We start from the raw sequence: 19,304 nt of genomic DNA, 5'->3' as shown, positions 1-19,304 counted from the left end.
GCCCCGTCGTGCGGGGCGGCCGGCGCTCGGTGCTGTCGGGCGTCCGTGCAGGTCGGAGGGGTGTCAGTGCGGTCTGAGGGCCTGCTCGATGGTGCGCATGACCTCGTCTAGCGGTGCGTCCGTCCGGGCGACGGCGACGAGCACCTCGCCGGTCGCGCTCACCGTCGCGGGCGGCGTCTCGGCGCCTGCGGGCGTCCCGGGCTCCTCCGCGGCCCGGTCGCCGTTGAGCGTGCGCCCCGCCCCGATGCCGCTGCCGAAGGTGTCCCGGACGATCGCGAAGGCGTGGTCGAGCTGGGTCTCCACGTCCCCCTTACCGCCCGCCCGCAGCCAGCGCCGCAGCACGTGGTTGTGCGCGGTGACGACGGCGGAGGCGGCCACCTCGGCGAGCAGCGGGTCGTCGCTGCCGTGGTGGGCCTGCTCGTCGAAGTGGCCGAGCAGGTAGCGGGTGAACAGGCGCTCGTAGCGGGCCACCGAGGCGATCTCGCGCTCGCGGAGCGTGGGCACCTCGCGGGTCAGCCGGTAGCGCTCGACGGACACGGCGGGGGCCGCCGCGTACATCCGCATGACCTCCTTGATGCCCCGGCAGACCGTGTCCAGCGGGTGCTCGTGCGCCGGGGCCGCGTTCAGCACCGCCTCGGCCCGGACCAGGGTGTCGTCGTGGTCAGGGAAGATCGCCTCCTCCTTGGACCGGAAGTGCCGGAAGAAGGTGCGGCGGGCCACCCCCGCCTGGCCCGCGATCTCGTCGACGGTGGTCGCCTCGTAGCCCTTCGCGGCGAAGAGCTCCATGGCGGCCGCCGCCAGCTCGCGGCGCATCTTGAGCCGCTGGGCGGCCGCACGGCCTCCCGCGGCGCTCTCCGGGTCGGTGGTGGAGGTCGAACGGACGGGCCTGCGGGCTGCGTCAGGAGCCTGGGACATGTCATGAACGTACTGCATTCGCGCAGGAGGGAGGGGCTGCGAGGGCGGATGGGGAGATCCGTCGAGCAGACCTCCCCATGCCTCGCCCCGCGCGCCGCCCCGGTCAGCGTCGCGCATACTCGCGGAAGCCACGGCCCGTCTTGCGGCCCAGGCAGCCCGCGGCCACCAGGTGCTCCAGGAGCGGCGACGGCGCGAGGCCGGGGTCGCGGAACTCGCGGTGCAGCACCTTCTGGATGGCGAGCGAGACGTCGAGGCCGACGACGTCGAGCAGTTCGAACGGCCCCATCGGGTAGCCGCCGCCGAGCTTCATCGCCAGGTCGACGTCGTCGAGCGAGGCGTAGTGCTCCTGGACCATCCGGACGGCGTTGTTCAGGTACGGGAAGAGCAGCGCGTTGACGATGAAGCCGGCCCGGTCGCCGCAGTCCACCGGGTGCTTGCGGATCCTCGTGGTGACCTCGCGGACCGTGGCGTGGACGGCGTCGGAGGTCAGGACCGTGCGCACGATCTCGACGAGCTTCATCGCCGGGGCCGGGTTGAAGAAGTGCATCCCGATGACGTCCTGCGGGCGGGAGGTGACCCGGGCGCAGGCGACGACCGGCAGCGAGGAGGTCGTGGTGGCGAGGATCGCGCCGGGCTTGCAGATCTTGTCGAGGGTCGCGAAGAGCTGCTGCTTGACCTCCAGGTCCTCGGCGACCGCCTCCAGGGCGAGGTCGACCTCGGCGAAGGCGTCGAGCGAGCCGGCCGGGGTGATCCGGGCGAGCGTCTCGTCGCGGGCCTCGGCGGTCATCCGGCCCTTGTCGACGGAGCGCGAGAGCGACTTGGCGATACGGGACTTAGCCGTGTCCGCCTTCTCCTGGGAGCGGGCGGCCAGCACGACGTCGTAGCCGGCCTTGGCGAAGACCTCGGCGATGCCGGAGGCCATCGTCCCCGAGCCCGCGACGCCGACCGAGCGGACCTCGCGGGTCGGGCCGGCGGTCGCGTCCGGGGCGGGGGTCAGGGTGTCGGTGACCACCTGGGAGCTGCCCGGCGCGGCGTAGGAGTAGAAGCCGAGGCCCGCCTTGCGACCGGTGAGGCCGGCCTCGCTGAGCTGCTTGAGGATCGGGGCGGGGGCGTGCAGCCGGTCGCGGGACTCGGCGTACATCGCGTCCAGGACGGTGCGGGCGGTGTCGACGCCGATCAGGTCGAGCAGCGCGAGCGGGCCCATCGGCAGCCCGCAGCCGAGCTTCATCGCGGCGTCGATGTCCTCGCGGGAGGCGTACTTCGCCTCGTACATCGCGGCGGCCTGGTTCAGGTAGCCGAAGAGGAGGCCGTCGGCGATGAAGCCCGGGCGGTCGCCGACCGCGACCGGCTCCTTGCCGAGCGCCAGCGCGAGCGCGGTGACGTGCTCGACGGCGCGGGGCTCGGTGAGGACCGAGGAGACGACCTCGACGAGCTTCATCGCCGGGGCCGGGTTGAAGAAGTGCAGGCCGAGGACGCGCTCGGGGTGGGCGGAGTCGGCCGCGAGGCGGGTGACCGAGAGGGCGTTGGTGCCGGTGGCCAGGATCGCGGTCGGACCGACGATGCCGTCGAGCTCGCGGAAGACCTGCTGCTTGACCTCGTAGGACTCCGGGACGACCTCGATGACGAGGTCGGCGTCCGCGGCGGCCTGGAGGTCGGAGAAGGTGCGGAACCGGGCGAGGGTCTCCGCGCGCTCGGCCTCCGTCATCCGCTCCTTCTCCACCGCGCGGGCGGTGGACGCCTCCAGGGCCAGGACGGCCTTGGCGGCGGCGGCGTGGCTGGTGTCGATGCCGATGACCTCGCGGCCGGCCCGGGCGAGGACCTCGGCGATGCCGGTGCCCATGGTGCCGAGGCCGACGACGGCGACGGGGGCGGGGGCGGGGGCGGTGGCGGTGGCGGGAGTGCTGGCAGGCGTGGCGGGACGGTCCATCGCGGACTCCAGGGAATGAGTGACGACTGGGCGCGGGGCCGTGAAGAGGCCGCGGGCGCGGGGGAGTTGAGCGGGGGCTCGGGCGCGCGCCGCGTGGGCACGGGGAGCCGTGGCCGTGGAGCCGGCCGACCCTGTCCCGGGGTCACGCCGTACTGCGGGTACCGATCCGACGAACACTCCGGGCAGCTGCGTCACCAGGCTGCGGGGAGCTGGGCGGGTGTGGTGGCCCGCTCATACGAGCTTAACCGGTGGGTAACGAGCGCGCCAGGGGCTGGTGTTTGTGAGCTGCGTCGCTCGGTACGCTCCTGGCATGGGCGAAGAGTCGCGGCTCCTCACGGAGCGTGTCCGGCGGGAGGCGGAGGGCGGGGGCCGTGCGGCGGAGTACGAGTTGCTGGCCGACGCGGGGGTGGAGGAGCTGGCCCGGGCGCTCGTCGCGCCGGGGCAGCCGTTGTGGGCGCGGGAGTTCGCGGCGTTCCGGTTGGGGTGTGCGGGGGATGCGCGGGCGTTCGAGGCGCTGGTGCTGCTGCTGAACCACCGGGATCCCGCGCGGTGCGCGTCGGCGGCGTACGCGCTCGCGCGGTTGGGGGATCCGCGGACGGTGCGGGCGGCGGTGGCGCTCGCCACGAACGAGTTGCGCGTGGCGTACGCGCTGCATCCGGTGCGGCTGCTCGTCGCGTTGCGTGCGCCCGAGGCCGTGCCGGCGCTCGTCACCGTGCTCGGGCGCCGGCTCGCCCCGGGCGACCCGTACTGGCGCGTCGGCCTCGCCTGCGTCGAGGGTCTCGGCGCGCTCGCCGACCGGCGCGCGGCGCCCGTCCTCCGGCAGGCCCTCGACCACCCCCGCCTCGCGCCCGCGGCGGCGGGAGCGTTGGCGCGGCTGCCCCGCCGCTGAGTGCGGTGCCGGTCTTTTCTCCCCCACCCCGCCCCTTCCCGAATCCCTGGCCGGGCGGCTGTGCGCCTGTGGCGCGTACCGGCCTGCGGCCGGCGGCCTCAATCGCCGGCCGGGCTAGGATTTTTTGGCGGCTCGCGCAGGGATTCGTGCCGCTCGGCAGCGAGGTGGGCCGCCACCCCCGCTGTGGGCAATCGTGCCGCAGGGCGGTACGGGTGGCCCCAGCCCGCAGTGCCGAGCGCCGCGACCGTTTGCGCCTGCCCCGGTTGGCCTCCCGTGGCGGAGCCGCGCGCCGTCAGGCGTGGGCCGCGCGTCGCGCGTAGCGGAGCTCCGGGACCGGGGTGCCGTCCACCACGAAGGGTTCGGACGTGCCGTCGGGCGCGAAGCCCGCGCGTTCGTAGAAGCGGCGGGCGCGCGTGTTGCCGGTGACGACCCACAGGCAGAGGGGTGCGTCGCCGTTGAGGGCGAGGATCTCGGTGAGGAGGGCGTGGCCCGCGCCGCACGACCAGTGCGCGGGGTGGACGTATAGCGCGTAGAGCTCCGTGCCGGGCGCGTCCGCGTCGCGGCTGGGGCCGACGCAGCCCCAGCCGACGACGGTGCCGTCGCGTTCGGCGACGAGGTTCCGTACACCGGGCGCCGCCGCGCGGAAGAGCTCGCGGCGGCGCTCCGCGTCCGCGGGGACGTTCATCGCGTCGAGGTACGCCTGCGGCATCAGGCCCGCGTACGCCGCCTGCCAGCCGCGGACGCGGACCTCGGCGACGGCGCCGCAGTCGTCGAGCCGCATGTCACGCACCAGGATCATGCGCGCACGTCAGTGCAACCCGTGGGAGGAGGTGCTGCCGAGGGCGCGGGGGGTCGGGGCCGCGGGCTCCGGGTCGGGGAGCTTGGCGCAGGTGGCGTCGGCGACGGAGCCGGCCGCGGCGCGGGGGAGCCGGCCGGTGGAGAGGTAGGCGGCCAGGTGCTTGTCGAGGCAGGCGTTGCCGCTGAGGGTGACGCCGTGGTTGCCGCCGCCCTCCTCGACCACGAGGCGGGAGCCGGCGAGCTTGCGCTTGAGGGAGACGGCGCCGTCGTAGGGGGTGGCGGCGTCCTCGGTGGCCTGGAAGAGCAGGACGGGGGGCACCTTGTCGTTGGTGACGTCCGGCGGGGTCAGCCCGTGGACGGGCCAGAAGGCGCAGGGCGCGTTGTACCAGGCGTTGTTCCAGGTCATGAACGGCGCCTTGGCGTAGGACCGCTCGTTGTCGTGCCGCCACTGCCCCCAGTCCTTCGGCCAGCCCGCGTCGCGGCACTGGACCGCGGCGTAGACGGAGTACCCGTTGTCGCCCTCGGCGTCGACCGCGCCGAGCTTGTCGTACGCGGCGACGAGCGGCGCGGCGTCGTCGTCGTTGACGTACGCGGCGAACGCCTCGGCCAGCAGCGGCCAGTAGCCGTCGTAGTAGCCGCCCGGGATGAAGGTGTCCTCCAGCTCGCTCGCGCCGACCGCCGCGCCCGCCCTCCGCTCCGGCCCGACGGCAGGCTCCGCGGCCAGCGCGCTGCGCATCGCGTACCACTTCGCCTCGACCTCGGCCGGGTCCGCGCCGAGCCGGTACGTCGCGTCGTGCTTCGCCACCCACGCGGTGAACGCCTGGTGGCGGGACTCGAAGGCCAGGTTCTGGGCGAGGTTGGACTCGTACCAGACGCCGTCGGGGTCCACGACCGAGTCGAGGACGAAGCGCCGGACCTGGCCGGGGAAGAGCTTCGCGTAGACCGCGCCGAGGTAGGTGCCGTAGGAGTAGCCGAAGTAGTTCAGCTGCTCCGCGCCGAGCGCCCGGCGGATCACGTCGAGGTCGCGCGCGCTGCTGACGGTGTCGATGTACGGGAGCACGTCCGCGTGCTTCTTCGCGCAACCGTCGGCGAAGGCCCTGGAGCGGTCGAGGTTGGCGCGCTCGGCCGCGGCCGTACCCGGCAGCGCGTCCGGGCGGGTCGGGGCGAAGTGGCCGGGGCGGCAGTCGAGCGCCGGTTCGCTCCTGCCGACCCCGCGCGGGTCGAAGCCGATGACGTCGTACTGGGCGGCGACCTTCTCGGGCAGCGAGCCGGCGACGAAGCCCGCCATCGAGAGCCCGCTGCCGCCCGGTCCGCCGGGGTTGACCAGGAGCGGGCCCTGCGAGGTCTTCGCGGTGTGCGGGATCCTGGTCAGCGCGAGGGTGACGGTCGCGCCGAAGGGGTTGCCGTGGTCGAGCGGCGAGGTGACGGTGCCGCACTCCTGGGTCGGCTGCGCCTTCGTCGCGCACTTCTTCCAGACGACGGACGCCGGGGCGGGGGCGTCCGGCGCGGCGGTGGAGGGGGCGGCGGTGAGGAGCCCGGCCGCGATCGTTCCGGCCCCGATGAGGCCCAGTGCTCGTGTGTTCACCGCTGCATGTTCCCGGACACACCGGACACGGGAACCCGTTGCGCGGATTGTTCGCCCTGAAGGACCTAAGGCGCCGTCAGGGCCCGTCGGCGGCCGCGCGGTCAGAGCAGGGTGAGCTGCGTGGGGCCGGACGCGAGGGCCTCGTCGGGCGCCGGCGGCACGACCCGGCGGTGCTCGCCGGCTCCGGAGGGACCGATGCCGAACTCGGCGGCCAGCTCGTGGACCTGACGGGTGATCCGCCGCTGGTACCACTTCGGCGCGTACGCCCCGTCCGCGTACATCCGCCGGTAGCGGGGGACCAGCTGCGGGTGGTGCTCGGCCAGCCACTGCAGGTACCACTCCCTGGCGCCGGGCCGCAGGTGCAGGACGAGCGGGGTGACGGAGGTCGCGCCGGAGGCTGCGATCGCGCGGACGGTCGCGCGCAGCTGCTCGGGGCGGTCGCCGAGGAAGGGGATCACCGGGGCCATCAGGACCCCGCACGGGATCCCCGCCTCGGTCAGGGCGCGGATCGCGTCGAGGCGGCGCTGCGGGGAGGGGGTGCCCGGCTCGACGGTCCGCCACAGCGTCTCGTCGGTGAAGCCCACCGACATCGAGACGCCGACGTCGGTGACGCGGGCCGCCCGTCGCAGCAGGTCGAGGTCGCGCAGGATCAGCGTGCCCTTGGTGAGGATCGAGAACGGGTTCGCGCGCTCCGTCAACGCGGTGAGGATCCCGGGCATCAGCCGATAGCGGCCTTCCGCGCGCTGGTAGCAGTCGACGTTCGTGCCCATCGCGATGTGCTCGCCGTGCCACTGCCGGGAGGCGAGGTGGCGGCGCAGCAGCTCCGGCGCGTTGACCTTGACGACGATCTGCGAGTCGAAACCCAGGCCGGTGTCGAGGTCGAGGTAGCTGTGCGTCTTGCGGGCGAAGCAGTAGACGCAGGCGTGCGAGCAGCCGCGGTAGGGGTTCACCGTCCACTCGAACGGCATCCGCGAGGCGCCGGGCACCCGGTTGACGATCGACCGGGCGTGCACCTCGTGGAAGGTGATGCCGCGGAACTCGGGGGTGTCGAACGTGCGGGTGCGTACGGAGTCCGCGTCGAAGAGCCCCGTCCGGTTTTCCGCCAGATTGTCCCAGCGCATGGTGTCTCCTCCGGTTGCTCGCCTCCCACAATAGAACATGTGTTCCCATGATCGTGCGGGCCCGTCGGCGTGGAGAATGGGAGGCCCCGTAGGCACCACGAGAGGAACCAGGCATGGCGCAGGTCGAGGCCACCACGGAGCGGACGATCGCGGCGGACCCGGAGACGGTGTTCGACGCGCTCGCCGACTACGAGGGGGTGCGGGGGAAGGTGCTGCCCGAGCACTTCAGCGAGTACGAGGTGCGGGAGGGCGGTGACGGTGAGGGCACCGTCGTCCACTGGAAGCTCCAGGCCACGAGCAAGCGGGTGCGGGACTGCCTGCTCGACGTGACCGAGCCGACGGACGGTCAGCTGGTCGAGAGGGACCGCAACTCCTCGATGGTCACCACGTGGACGGTCACGCCCGGCGGTGAGGGCAAGGCGCGCGTCGTCGTCACCACGGTGTGGACCGGCGCGGGCGGCATCGGCGGCTTCTTCGAGAAGACCTTCGCCCCCAAGGGCCTCGCCCGCATCTACGACGCGCTCCTCGCGAACCTGGCCGCGCAAACCGAGAAGAAGTAGGGCGCGCTAGTCGCTGCCGCCACGGGCCGCCTCGACGAGGCGGTCCGTGTTGTCGTTCAGGGTGCGGATGACGAGGCGGAGGACGACGAGGACCAGGAGGACGAGGAGGCCGCCGAACACCAGGTACTGGCCCATGGCATAGGCGGCGGGGCTGAAGGCCCAGGTGCCCGGGGAGGACCGGTACACGGCCAGCGTCGAGCTGAGTTGCACGTCGGCGTCCGAGCCGGTGCCGGAGATGCCGTAGTCCGTCGTCGTCGCGTCCTCGAAATTGAGCAGGATCAGCACGACGCCGATCACCGCCGCCCCCGCCGCCAGCCGCGTCAGGGTGACGATCGTGCGTAGGACGCGCACCCGCTCCGGCATCGGCGCGTGGTCGCCCCGCCCCACCGCCGGTGTCCGCTCGTCGCTCATGACAGGTCCCCCCTGTGGATCTCGCCGCGTCAGCGTACCCGGGGTGTCAAGGGGCGGAGTCCGGCCCGTGGGAGGGGGCTGGCCTGGGCTTTCGCGGGCGCGTAACGTTCGGCGCATGAAGATCCTCGTCTCCGCAGACATGGAGGGCGCCACCGGGGTCACCTGGCCCGCGGACGTCCTGCCCGGCGCCCCCGAGTGGCAGCGCTGCCGCACGTTCTTCACCTCCGACGTGAACGCCGCCGTCCTCGGCTTCTTCGACGGCGGCGCGGACGAGGTGCTCATCAACGAGGCGCACTGGACGATGCGCAACCTGCTCCTGGAGGAGCTGGACGACCGGGCCGAGATGCTGACCGGCCGCCACAAGTCGCTCTCCATGGTGGAGGGCGTCCAGCACGGCGACGTCGACGCCGTCGCGTTCATCGGCTACCACACCGGCGCCGGCGCGGAGGGCGTGCTCGCGCACACCTACCTCGCCAACTCGATCACCGGGGTGTGGGTGAACGGCGAACGGGCGAGCGAGGGCATGCTGAACGCGCATGTCGTCGCCGAGTACGGGGTACCCGTCATCCTCGTCACCGGCGACGACCTGACCTGCGTCGACGCCAAGGGGTACGCCCCCGACGCCCGCACCGTCGCGGTGAAGGACTACGTCTCGCGGTACGCGGCCGTCTGCCGGCCGCCCGCCAGGACCGCCGCCGACATCCGCGCCGCGGCGAAGGACGCGATGGCGCTGGCGGGCCGGCGGAAGCCGGTCGCGGGCGGTCCGTTCACCGTGGAGCTCGAGTTCGACGCCGAGCACCTCGCGCAGGCGGCCACCGTCGTCCCCGGGGTCGCCCCGAGCGGCGAGCGGAGGGTGGCCTACACCACCGACACCATGTACGAAGGTATCCGCTGCTTCAAGGCGGTCACCACGATTGTCTCGGCAGCAGTGGAGGAACAGTATGGCTGACCAGCAGTCCCTGGACGAGGTCGTCCGGTTCACCTCGGACCTCATCCGGATCGACACCACCAACCGCGGTGGCGGCGACTGCCAGGAGCGCCCCGCCGCGGAGTACGCGGCCGAGAAGCTGGCCGAGGCGGGGCTCGAACCCCGCATGCTGGAGCGCACCAAGGGCCGCACCAACGTCGTCGCCCGCATCCCGGGCACCGACCCGTCCGCCGACGCGCTGCTGCTCCACGGCCACCTCGACGTCGTCCCGGCCCACGCCGCCGACTGGAGCGTCGACCCGTTCTCCGGCGAGATCCGCGACGGCGAGGTGTGGGGCCGCGGCGCGATCGACATGAAGAACATGGACGCCATGATCCTTTCGGTCGTCCGCGGCTGGGCCCGCGAGGGCTTCCGGCCGCGGCGGGACGTCGTCATCGCGTTCACCGCCGACGAGGAGGACAGCGCGGCCGACGGGGCCGGGTTCCTCGTGAAGCAGCACCCCGAACTGTTCGAGGGCTGCACCGAGGGCATCAGCGAGTCGGGCGCCTACACCTTCCACTCCGGGCCTGACATGGCCCTGTACCCGATCGGCGCCGGTGAGCGCGGCACCGGCTGGATGAAGCTGACCGCCCGCGGCCGGGCCGGCCACGGATCCAAGGTCAACAAGGACAACGCCGTCACCCGGCTCGCCGCGGCCCTCACCCGCATCGGCGAGCACGAGTGGCCGGTCCGGCTCAGCCCCACGGTGAGCGCGGCGCTCACCGAACTGGCCGTGCTGCACGGCGTCGAGCCCGACCTGAACGACCCCGACACCCTCGTCGACAAGCTGGGCCCGGCCGCCAAGCTGGTCGAGGCGACCATCCGCAACAGCACCAACCCGACGATGATGCAGGCCGGTTACAAGGTCAACGTCATCCCCGGCGAGGCCGTCGCCTACGTCGACGGGCGGATGCTGCCCGGCACCGAGGGCGAGTTCGCGGTCGCCATGGACGAGCTGACCGGGCCCGGCGTCGAGTGGTCGTTCCACCACCGCGAGATCCCGCTCCAGGCCCCCGTCGACTCGCCCACGTACGCCAAACTGCGGGCCGCCATCGAGAAGTTCGACCCCGCGGGGCACGTCGTGCCGTTCTGCATGTCCGGCGGCACCGACGCCAAGCAGTTCTCCCGGCTCGGCATCACCGGATACGGGTACACCCCGCTGAAGCTGCCGCCGGGCTTCGACTACCAGGCGCTCTTCCACGGCGTCGACGAGCGGGTCCCGGTGGAGGCGCTGCACTTCGGCGTCCGGGTGCTCGACCACTACCTGCGCACCGCCTGATCGCGGCCGATCGCCGCACGACCAAGGGAAGTTGAAGAAGATGCTGCCGACGCTGCCGTACGGGGCGTGGCCCTCGCCGATCGACGCCGCCCTCGCCGCCTCGCACGACGGCCGCCCCGAGTACGTCGGCGTCGTCGGCGACGAGGTGTGGTGGACCGCGCCGCGCCCCGCCGAGGGCGGCCGCCGGGCGCTGGTGCGGCGGCGCGCGGACGGCACCGAGGAGTCGGTGCTGCCCGCCCCGTGGAACCCGCGCAGCCGGGTCATCGAGTACGGCGGCAAGCCGTGGACCGGCACCCTGCGCGACGGCGCCGCGTTCCTCGTCTTCGTCAACTTCGCCGACCAGCGGCTCTACGCCTTCGCGCCCGACGGCGGCGGTGAGCCCTACCCGCTGACCCCCGTCTCGGAGGTCGGCGGCGGGCTGCGCTGGGTCGACCCGCAGCTCCACCTCGGCCGCGGTGCGTCCGGCGAGGTCTGGTGCGTCCTGGAGGAGTTCACCGGCGAGGGCGCGACCGACGTGCGCCGGGTCATCGCCTCCGTGCCGCTCGACGGCTCGGCGGCCGAGGACCGCTCCCTGGTACGGGAGTTGAGCGACGACCGGCACCGGTTCGTCACCGGCCCCCGGCTCTCCCCGGACGGCGACGCCGTCGCCTGGATCGCCTGGGACCACCCGCAGATGCCGTGGGACGGCACCCTGCTGCTGGTGGCCGAGGTCGCCGAGGACGGCACCTTCGGCGAGCCGGAGGTCTTCGCCGGCGGCCCCGAGCAGTCCATCGCGCAGGCCGAGTGGGACCGCAACGGGCAGCTGGTCTACGCCAGCGACCGGCTCGGCTGGTGGAACCTCTACCGCGGGGCCGAGCTGCTCACCCCGCGCGAGGAGGAGTTCGCCGGGCCGCTGTGGAAGATCGGCCTCGGCTGGTTCACCCCGCTCGACAGCGGGCTGATCGCCGTCGTCCACGGCACCGGCTCCACCGCGCTCGGCGTCCTCGATCCCGAGACCGGTGAACTCGTCGACGCCCCCGGGCCCTGGACGGAGTGGGCGTCCACCCTCGCCGTCCACGGCAGCCGCGTCTACGGCGTCGCCGCCAGCCCGCGCAGCGCCTACGAGGTCGTCGAACTGGACACGGCGACCGGCCGCACCCGGGTCGTGGGCGCCGAGCACGTCGACCCCGTCGACCCGGCGTTCTACCCCGAGCCGCAGATCCGCACCTTCACCGGCCCCGACAGCCGCGAGATCCACGCCCACATCTACCCGCCGCACAACCCCGACCTCGTCCCCCCGACCCCCACCGACGAGCTCCCGCCGTACGTGGTCTGGGCGCACGGCGGACCTACCGGGCACTCCCCGCTCGTCCTCGACCTGGAGATCGCCTACTTCACCTCCCGAGGCATCGGCGTCGCCGAGGTCAACTACGGCGGCTCCACCGGCTACGGGCGCGAGTACCGCGAGCGGCTGCGCGAGCAGTGGGGCGTCGTGGACGTGGAGGACTGCGCCGCCGTCGCGCTCGCGCTGGCCTCCGAGGGCACCGCGGACCGCGAGCGGCTCGCCATCCGCGGCGGCAGCGCCGGCGGCTGGACGACGGCCGCCTCGCTGACCACCACCGACGTCTACGCCTGCGGCACGATCTACTACCCGATCCTCGACCTGCTCGGCTGGGCCACCGACGAGACCCACGACTTCGAGTCGCAGTACCTGGAGTCGCTCGTCGGCCCGCTCGCCGAGGTCCCCGGGCGCTACCGGGACCGCTCCCCGATCCACCTCGCCGACCGGATCACCGCCCCGTTCCTGCTGCTCCAGGGGCTCGACGACGTGATCTGCCCGCCCGCCCAGGCGGAACGGTTCACCGCCGCGATGGCCGGGCGGGGCATCCCGCACGCGTACATCGCGTTCGAGGGGGAGAGCCACGGGTTCCGGATGAAGGAGACGATCGTCCGGTCCCTGGAGGCCGAACTCTCCCTGTACGCGCAGACGTTCGGGCTCGACACCAAGGGCGTGCCGACGCTGGAGCTCGACGCGTGAGCCGGTCGGTACCCGAGCTGGTCCGCCCGCCCCGGCTCGCCCCCGGCGCCCGGGTCGCCGTCGTCGCCACCAGCGGCCCGGTCCCGGAGGAGCGGCTCCAGCTGGGGCTCGACGTGCTGCGCGGCTGGGGCCTCGATCCCGTCGCCATGCCGCACGTCCTGGACCGCGACCCGCGCTTCGGCTACCTCGCCGGCACCGATGCCGACCGGGCGGCCGACCTGCAGGCCGCCTGGTGCGACCCGGCGGTCGACGCGGTGCTGTGCGCGCGGGGCGGGTACGGGGTCCAGCGCATGGCGGACCTGCTCGACTGGGACGCGATGGCCGCCGCCGGGCCGAAGGCGCTCGTCGGCTTCAGCGACGTCACCGCGCTGCACGAGGCGTTCGCCCGGAAGCTCGGTCTCGTCACCCTGCACGGGCCGATGGCCGCCGGGGCCGACTTCGTCAAGAGCGGGCCGGCCCAGGAGATGCTCCGGGCCGTGCTCTTCGCGCCGGAGACCGTCACGACGCTGACCGCCGGGCGCACGCTGGTCGGCGGCAGGGCCGCGGGGGTCACCCTCGGCGGCTGCCTCAGCCTCCTCGCCGCGGACCTCGGCACGCCCACCGCGCGGCCCTCGGCGGCGGGCGGGCTGCTGTTCCTGGAGGACGTCGGGGAGCCCGTCTACCGGCTCGACCGGTACCTCACGCAGCTGCTGCGGTCCGGGTGGCTCGACGGGGTGGCAGGGATCGTGCTGGGCTCCTGGGCCGGCTGCGGCGACTACCCGGCGGTACGGGAGCTGATGCTGGACCGGCTCGGCGGGCTCGGGGTGCCGGTCGTGGAGGAGTTCGGGTTCGGGCACTGCGACGACGGGCGGACGATCCCGTTCGGGGTGCGGGCGGAGCTGGACGCGGACGCGTGCACGGTCGTGCTGGACGGGCCCGCGCTGGACTGACGGCCCGGGGCGGGCCGGGGGGCGGCCGGGGCGTGGTCGGGCGGGTGGCGTTCACCCGTTCGGCCCTGTCCGACCGCCCGTCGCCGGAGGCCTGCGGCCATGCTGACGGGCAGGGGGAGCCACCTCCGCCCAGCGAAAGGGTCCGCCATGAGCCCCAAGGAATCCGGCGAAGCCAAGAGCGGTTCCAGCAGCCTGGTCACCCCCGGGCGGGTCGGCGTCGCCGTGGTCGTCGTCCTCGTGCTGATCCTGATCTTCGAGAACACGCGGCACGTCGAGATCCGGTTGATCATCCCCGAGGTGACGATGCCGTTGTGGCTGGCGCTCCTCGGGATGTTCGTCATCGGCGGTCTTGTAGGGGCGTACGTCGCCCGTCGGCGCAGGTAGCCCGACTCCCGGCGCGCCGTCGGGCCCGGCGGGGCGGCTTCGCGGCGGCGCCACGGGGGCCGGGCCGTGCCCGGCGGTCCCGAGCGCGGCCGCACGGGGGGTCGGGCGTACGGTGGGCGGGTGATCGAGTACCTCGCCGAAGGGCCCCGCGTCGCCGTCCGCCCGTTCCGCCTCGACGACGCCGCCGAGTTCACCGCCCGCGCGCGGGAGTCCGCCGACTTCCACCGGCCGTGGCTGTTCCCGCCGCAGAAGGACGAGGACTTCACCACGTACGCGCGCGGCCTGATCGCGGACAAGGGCCGCGAAGGGTTCCTGCTGTGCGAGCGGGAGTCGGGGGAGATCGCCGGGTTCGTGAACGTCAACAACATCGTGCACGGGGGCTTTCGGTGCGGGGCGCTCGGGTACGGGGCGTTCGTGCACGCGGCGGGGCGGGGGCTGATGAGCGAGGGGCTGCGGCTCGTCGTCGGGCACGCCTTCTCCGTGCTCGGTCTGCACCGGCTGGAGATCAACGTCCAGCCCGGGAACGAGCCGTCCATCGCGCTCGCGCGCCGCTGCGGGTTCCGGTACGAGGGGTACTCGCCCGACTTCCTGTTCGTCGACGGTGCGTGGCGCGACCACGAACGCTGGGCGCTGACGCACGGTATGCCCCTCCACGCGTCCGCGGCCTGAGCCCACCCCGCGGGCTCCGCCGGGTGGCCTTTCGGGCCCCGCGCGCAGTGTGCCGGTCGGCCGCACCCCCGCAGGGGAAGTGACCCAGAACGCAGGGCGGGCCCTGTTCCGGACGCGTCCGATCATGTTCGATGGCCCCAGGTGCGCCCGACCCTCGGCGCACACGAGGGGGGAGCCGACATGCCGACGACGGTACGCCGCACCGTGGTGAACCTGCCCGCCGCGCCGCTGGGGGCGGAGAACCCGCTGCCGCCGCTGCGGACGCCCAACGAGGTGCACCAGGTGGACGCCCGGACGCGGGCGGGGCTCGACCTGCCGCGGGAGATGGACCGTCAGCTGGGGTACGCCCCGCTGCGGTCCCTGCTGCCGGTGCGGGTGAGGGACGGCTACGACCGGGAGCGCGCGGAGCGCGGGATCGACGCGATCGTGATCGAGAACGACCGGCTGCGGGCGACCGTGCTGCCGGGCCTCGGCGGCCGGGTCCACTCGCTGGTCGACAAGCGGGAGGACCGCGAGCTGCTCTACCGCAACCCCGTCCTGCAGCCGGCGAACTTCGCGCTGAACGGGGCGTGGTTCTCGGGCGGCATCGAGTGGAACATCGGGGCGACGGGGCACACGACCCTGTCGTGCGCACCGGTGCACGCCGCGGTGGTGCCCGCGCCGGACGGCGGCGAGATGCTGCGCCTGTGGGAGTGGGAGCGGCTGCGGGACCTGCCGTTCCAGGTCGACCTGTGGCTGCCGGAGGACTCCGCGTTCCTGTACGTGGGCGTGCGGATCCGGAACGTGGACCCGCAGGAGCAGCCCGCGCCGGTGTACTGGTGGTCGAACATCGCCGTCCCGGAGGACGAGGGGACCCGGATCGTCGCCCCGGCGACCGAGGCCTGGCACTTCGGCTACGACCACCACCTCAGCCGGGTCCCGGTACCCGAGCACGAGGGCGCCGACCGCACGTACCCGCTCCGCGGCGAGCTCCCCGCCGACTACTTCTACGAGCTGGACGACGCCTCGCGCCGCTGGATCGCCTCCCTCGACGCCGACGGCCGGGGCCTCGTCCAGACCTCCACCGACCTCCTGCGCGGCCGCAAGCTCTTCCTGTGGGGGTCCGGGCGCGGCGGCCGGCGCTGGCAGAGCTGGCTCACCGAGCCGGGCACCCCCGGCTACGCGGAGATCCAGGCGGGCCTGGCCCGCACCCAGCTGGAGCACGTGCGGCTGGAGGCGGGGGAGGAGTTCAGCTGGCTGGAGGCGTACGGGCCGCTCGCCGTGGACGCGGCGGACGTGCACGGGCAGTGGTCCGGCGCCGTAACCGCGACCGAGGCGCGCCTCGAAGCCGCGCTGCCGCGCGCGGAGGTCGAGCGGGCCTACGCCGCCTGGCTGCCGTTCGCCGACCAGGAGCCCGGGGAGCGGCTGGCGACCGGCTCGGGCTGGGGCGCGCTGGAGGTGCTGCGCGCCCGGCACAAGCTGCCCGGCACGCCCTTCGCCGAGGACACCCTCGGCGCGGAGCAGGAGCCCTGGCTGGAGCTGCTGCGCACCGGCACCCTCCCCGCGCCCGACTCCGGCATCCCCGGCCCCACCCTGGTCGCCGCGCACTGGCGGGACATGCTGGAGACGGCCCCCGCCGAGCCGCTCACCGAGTACCACCTGGGCATCGCCCAGTGGCACGGCGGCGACCTCGCCCAGGCCGTGCGGAGCTGGGAGCGCGGTCTGCGGCACGCGGAGGTCCGCTGGCCGCTCCTGCGCGCCCTCGCCGTCGCCGAGCGGGAGCTGGGGCCGAGCGACCGGGCCGCCGACCACTACCAGGAGGCCTTCGACGACCTCTGCGCCCTGCGGCCGGACGGCGAGGACCCCGCCTGGGCCGCCGCGGCGGCAGCGCTCGGCCGCGAGACGGTCGGCGCGCTCCTGGACGACGACCGCACCGGGGCCGCGCGGGCGGCCTGGGACCGGCTCGACGCGCCGACCCGCGAGCGCGGCGCGTTCCGGCTCCTGGAGATCCGGCTGCTGCTCGCCGAGGGCGACACCGCCGCGGCCCGCGCCCGCTTCGACCGCGGCTTCGAGCCCGCGGACCTGCGCGAGGGCGACGAGAGCGTCGGCGAGCTTTGGGCGCGGACCACGGACGAGCCGCTGCCGGCCGCGTACGACTTCCGGATGCGGTGAGCCGGGGCGGTGCTCAGGCCGGCGGGCGGCGGTCGGCGTACTCGTAGACCGTCCCGTCGGGGTGCAGGGCGATGAGGTTGCGGCCCGCCGGGGTCGGCAGGGGGCCCGCGACGACCTGCGCGCCGGAGGCGAGCAGCGCCGTGCGGGCCTCCTCGACGTCCCGCACGGCGAGCGTCGCCGAGACCTTGCGGAGCACCTCCAGCTCCTCCTCCGGGCCGCTCATCAGGAGGAAGCAGCCCACGGCCGCGACCCGTACGCCGCCCCGTTCGTAGCGCTGCGCCGGGCTGCCCGTCAGCTGCTCGTAGAAGCCGGTGGCGGCGTCGAGGTCGTCGACGCAGATCCGCAGGGTGGTCGCCAGAATCTCCATGCCCGGGAGCATAGTTGGGGCCCCTCGTGCGTGAGGGGGGTCCGGGGGGACGGGCGGCCCGGCCCGGCAGGGGGCGGGCCGGGCCGCGCCGTTGGGCCATCCGGCCCGGGAGCGCCCCCGCGGGAGTGAAGAAGCGGCTGCGCCCCGCGACGGTCGGGTCCCGGCATGACAAGCACCTGTCGTGGGACCGCGGGCCGCCCGGGTGACCTCTGCTTTCGGACGAAGGGCGCGTTTCGGCGCCGGGGAGAGGGGCACGCGTGGGGTCCGCACGACCGCACGCCCGGAACCGAAGCGATCACGCCGCCGGAGGCGAACCCTTGTGAGTCGACCCCGCATCGTCGTCGTCGCCGGGCTCGTCCCCGGCGGGGCCGACAGCCTCGGCCCCGCCGAGCGGGTGCCGCCCGGCCTCGACCGCAAGCCGTCCGACACCGCCGACCGCGCTCTGCGCGAGCGGGGCCGCGAAGAGCCCTCTGGAAAGGACTGACATGCACCACGACCACCTGGTCGCCCTCGGCCAACAGCTCCGCGTGGACTCCGTCCGCGCGGCCGACGCCGCCGGATCGGGCCACCCGACCTCGTCGATGTCGGCGGCCGACCTCATGGCCGTCCTCCTCGCCAACCACCTGCGCTGCGACTTCGGCGACCCGGAGAACCCGGGCAACGACCACCTGATCCTCTCCAAGGGCCACGCCTCGCCGCTGCTCTACGCCGCGTACAAGGCGGTCGGCGCGATCACGGACGACGAGCTGCTGACCTTCCGCAAGAAGGACAGCCGGCTCGAAGGGCACCCGACGCCCGAGCTGCCGTGGGTCGACACCGCCACCGGCTCGCTCGGCCAGGGACTGCCGGTCGGCGCGGGGATGGCGCAGGCCGACCTGCGGCTCGACCGCAACCCGTCCCGGGTGTGGGTGATCAGCGGGGACAGCGAGCTGGCGGAGGGCTCGGTCTGGGAGGCCGCCGAGCACGCCGGGCACGAGAAGCTGGAGAACCTCACGCTCATCGTCGACGTCAACCGGCTCGGCCAGCGCGGACCCACCCGGCACGGGCACGACCTCGACGCCTACGCCCGCCGCTTCAAGGCCTTCGACTGGCACACGATCGAGGTCGACGGCCACGACGTCGAGGCCGTCGACCGCGCCTTCGCCGAGGCCCGCTCGACCACCGGGCAGCCCGTCGCGATCCTCGCCCGCACGCTCAAGGGCAAGGGCGTCAAGGCCGTCGAGGACCAGGAGGGCGCACACGGCAAGCCGCTGCCGGACGCCGCGGAGGCGATCGAGGAGCTGGGCGGCCGGCAGGACGCCCGCGTGGACGTCCACGCCCCGCCGCCCGGCAAGCGCATCCAGAGCGACCACGACGGCGGACGGCTCGACCTGCCGCGCTGGGAGCTCGGCGAGGAGGTCGCCACCCGCAACGCCTTCGGCGAGGCGCTCACCGCGCTCGGCACCGCCCGCGGGGACGTCGTCGTCCTCGACGGGGAGGTCGGGGACTCGACCCGCGCGGAGTTCTTCTCCAAGGAGCACCCCGACCGGTACTTCGAGTGCTACATCGCCGAGCAGCAGCTCGTCGCGGGCGCGGTCGGCATGGCGGCGCGCGGTTGGGTGCCGTACGCCTCCACGTTCGCGGCGTTCCTGACGCGCGCGCACGACTTCGTCCGGATGGCCGCGGTCAGCCGCGCCGACATCAACCTCGTCGGCTCGCACGCCGGGGTGTCCATCGGTGAGGACGGGCCCTCCCAGATGGGCCTGGAGGACCTGGCGATGCTGCGGACCGTGCACGACTCGATCGTGCTCTACCCCTGCGACGCCAACCAGACCGCCCGGCTGACCGCCGCGATGGCCGACGCGACCGGCATCCGCTACCTGCGCACCGGCCGGAACGCCTCCCCGGTCCTCTACGGGCCCGACGAGGAGTTCGCGATCGGCGGCAGCCGGACCCTGCGGTCGGGCGACGACGACCGGGCGACCGTCGTCGCGGCCGGCGTCACCGTCCACGAGGCGCTCGCGGCGGCGGACGCGCTGGCGGAGGAGGGCATCGCCGTCCGGGTCATCGACCTGTACTCCGTCAAGCCCGTCGACCGCGCCGCGCTGCGCAAGGCCGCCGAGGACACCGGCTGCCTGCTCACCGTCGAGGACCACCGCCCCGAGGGCGGCCTCGGCGACGCGGTCGCCGAGGCCTTCGCCGACGGCGGTCCCGTCCCCCGCCTCGTCCGCCTCGGCGTCCGCACGATGCCCGGCTCCGCCACCCCCGAGGAGCAGCTGCGGGCCGCGGGCATCGACGCGGACTCGATCGCGGCGGCGGTCCGCCTGCTGGTCGAGCAGGCCGTCGTGAGCTGACG

18 protein-coding genes are annotated in these 19,304 nt (G+C 74.1%); 11 read left to right on the top strand and 7 right to left on the bottom strand.

Annotation, left to right across the window (positions count from 1 at the left end):
- Positions 1-63 precede the first annotated feature (63 nt).
- On the bottom strand, positions 64-933 hold the full coding sequence (locus ACFWEG_RS22075) for a TetR family transcriptional regulator (protein ID WP_387217801.1): 870 nt from the start codon (positions 931-933) through the stop codon (positions 64-66).
- A gap of 85 nt (positions 934-1,018) precedes the next feature.
- Positions 1,019-2,842 carry a 3-hydroxyacyl-CoA dehydrogenase family protein gene (locus ACFWEG_RS22070; protein WP_387217799.1) on the bottom strand — a complete coding sequence of 608 codons (1,824 nt, stop codon included), beginning with the start codon at positions 2,840-2,842 and terminating at the stop codon, positions 1,019-1,021.
- Between the two features lie 310 nt (positions 2,843-3,152).
- Here ACFWEG_RS22070 and ACFWEG_RS22065 point away from each other — a divergent pair, with 310 nt between their 5' ends.
- Positions 3,153-3,731: a HEAT repeat domain-containing protein gene (locus tag ACFWEG_RS22065; protein WP_387217796.1), complete on the top strand. Its 579-nt coding sequence runs from the start codon at positions 3,153-3,155 to the stop codon at positions 3,729-3,731.
- 292 nt (positions 3,732-4,023) lie between these two features.
- Here ACFWEG_RS22065 and ACFWEG_RS22060 read toward each other — a convergent pair whose 3' ends face one another.
- The 3 genes from ACFWEG_RS22060 to ACFWEG_RS22050 all read right to left on the bottom strand — a co-directional run bounded on the left by ACFWEG_RS22060 (position 4,024) and on the right by ACFWEG_RS22050 (position 7,235).
- On the bottom strand, positions 4,024-4,530 hold the full coding sequence (locus ACFWEG_RS22060) for a GNAT family N-acetyltransferase (RefSeq protein ID WP_387217794.1): 507 nt from the start codon (positions 4,528-4,530) through the stop codon (positions 4,024-4,026).
- Positions 4,531-4,539: 9 nt separating this feature from the next.
- Entirely contained in the window at positions 4,540-6,114 is a 1,575-nt protein-coding gene (locus ACFWEG_RS22055) for an alpha/beta hydrolase (RefSeq protein ID WP_387217792.1), read from the bottom strand.
- A 101-nt stretch (positions 6,115-6,215) separates the two neighbouring features.
- Positions 6,216-7,235 (bottom strand): Rv2578c family radical SAM protein, encoded by a 1,020-nt coding sequence (locus ACFWEG_RS22050; RefSeq protein WP_387217790.1) that lies wholly within the window; start codon positions 7,233-7,235, stop codon positions 6,216-6,218.
- A gap of 113 nt (positions 7,236-7,348) precedes the next feature.
- On the opposite strand from ACFWEG_RS22050, the gene ACFWEG_RS22045 reads away from it, so the two are divergent.
- Positions 7,349-7,795: an SRPBCC family protein gene (locus ACFWEG_RS22045; RefSeq protein ID WP_387217787.1), complete on the top strand. Its 447-nt coding sequence runs from the start codon at positions 7,349-7,351 to the stop codon at positions 7,793-7,795.
- A gap of 6 nt (positions 7,796-7,801) precedes the next feature.
- On the opposite strand, the gene ACFWEG_RS22040 is transcribed toward ACFWEG_RS22045, so the two are convergent.
- Complete coding sequence (locus tag ACFWEG_RS22040) at positions 7,802-8,206, bottom strand: hypothetical protein (protein ID WP_387217785.1); 405 nt, start codon at positions 8,204-8,206, stop codon at positions 7,802-7,804.
- Between the two features lie 115 nt (positions 8,207-8,321).
- On the opposite strand from ACFWEG_RS22040, the gene ACFWEG_RS22035 reads away from it, so the two are divergent.
- From ACFWEG_RS22035 to ACFWEG_RS22005, 7 genes are all read left to right on the top strand, one after another.
- Positions 8,322-9,155, top strand: a complete 834-nt coding sequence (locus tag ACFWEG_RS22035; RefSeq protein ID WP_387217783.1) for a M55 family metallopeptidase — start codon at positions 8,322-8,324, stop codon at positions 9,153-9,155.
- Positions 9,148-10,452 (top strand): M20/M25/M40 family metallo-hydrolase, encoded by a 1,305-nt coding sequence (locus ACFWEG_RS22030; RefSeq protein WP_387217781.1) that lies wholly within the window; start codon positions 9,148-9,150, stop codon positions 10,450-10,452. Before ACFWEG_RS22035 ends, ACFWEG_RS22030 begins: the two co-directional genes overlap by 8 nt.
- A gap of 40 nt (positions 10,453-10,492) precedes the next feature.
- On the top strand, positions 10,493-12,469 hold the full coding sequence (locus ACFWEG_RS22025) for a S9 family peptidase (RefSeq protein ID WP_387217804.1): 1,977 nt from the start codon (positions 10,493-10,495) through the stop codon (positions 12,467-12,469).
- Positions 12,466-13,398, top strand: a complete 933-nt coding sequence (locus ACFWEG_RS22020; RefSeq protein ID WP_387217779.1) for an LD-carboxypeptidase — start codon at positions 12,466-12,468, stop codon at positions 13,396-13,398. Before ACFWEG_RS22025 ends, ACFWEG_RS22020 begins: the two co-directional genes overlap by 4 nt.
- A gap of 147 nt (positions 13,399-13,545) precedes the next feature.
- On the top strand, positions 13,546-13,782 hold the full coding sequence (locus ACFWEG_RS22015; RefSeq protein ID WP_387217778.1) for a DUF1049 domain-containing protein: 237 nt from the start codon (positions 13,546-13,548) through the stop codon (positions 13,780-13,782).
- A gap of 120 nt (positions 13,783-13,902) precedes the next feature.
- Complete coding sequence (locus ACFWEG_RS22010) at positions 13,903-14,451, top strand: GNAT family N-acetyltransferase (RefSeq protein ID WP_387217776.1); 549 nt, start codon at positions 13,903-13,905, stop codon at positions 14,449-14,451.
- Between the two features lie 180 nt (positions 14,452-14,631).
- The gene (locus tag ACFWEG_RS22005) at positions 14,632-16,602 is read left to right on the top strand and encodes a DUF5107 domain-containing protein (RefSeq protein ID WP_387217773.1); all 1,971 of its coding nucleotides are present in this window, start codon (positions 14,632-14,634) and stop codon (positions 16,600-16,602) included.
- 13 nt (positions 16,603-16,615) lie between these two features.
- On the opposite strand, the gene ACFWEG_RS22000 is transcribed toward ACFWEG_RS22005, so the two are convergent.
- Positions 16,616-16,969, bottom strand: coding sequence for a VOC family protein (locus tag ACFWEG_RS22000; protein ID WP_387217771.1), 354 nt, complete (start codon positions 16,967-16,969; stop codon positions 16,616-16,618).
- A gap of 319 nt (positions 16,970-17,288) precedes the next feature.
- On the opposite strand from ACFWEG_RS22000, the gene ACFWEG_RS21995 reads away from it, so the two are divergent.
- Both ACFWEG_RS21995 and ACFWEG_RS21990 read left to right on the top strand, forming a co-directional pair.
- Positions 17,289-17,453 (top strand): hypothetical protein, encoded by a 165-nt coding sequence (locus tag ACFWEG_RS21995; protein WP_387217768.1) that lies wholly within the window; start codon positions 17,289-17,291, stop codon positions 17,451-17,453.
- 1 nt (position 17,454) lies between these two features.
- Positions 17,455-19,302, top strand: a complete 1,848-nt coding sequence (locus ACFWEG_RS21990) for a transketolase (RefSeq protein ID WP_387217766.1) — start codon at positions 17,455-17,457, stop codon at positions 19,300-19,302.
- The last annotated feature ends 2 nt before the right edge of the window (positions 19,303-19,304 follow it).

The organism is Streptomyces sp. NPDC060194 (assembly GCF_042728285.1).
Classification (GTDB): Bacteria; Actinomycetota; Actinomycetes; order Streptomycetales; family Streptomycetaceae; genus Streptomyces.
Note: the sequence above shows the minus strand (reverse complement) of the source record. Positions and strands in the feature narration are given on the sequence as shown.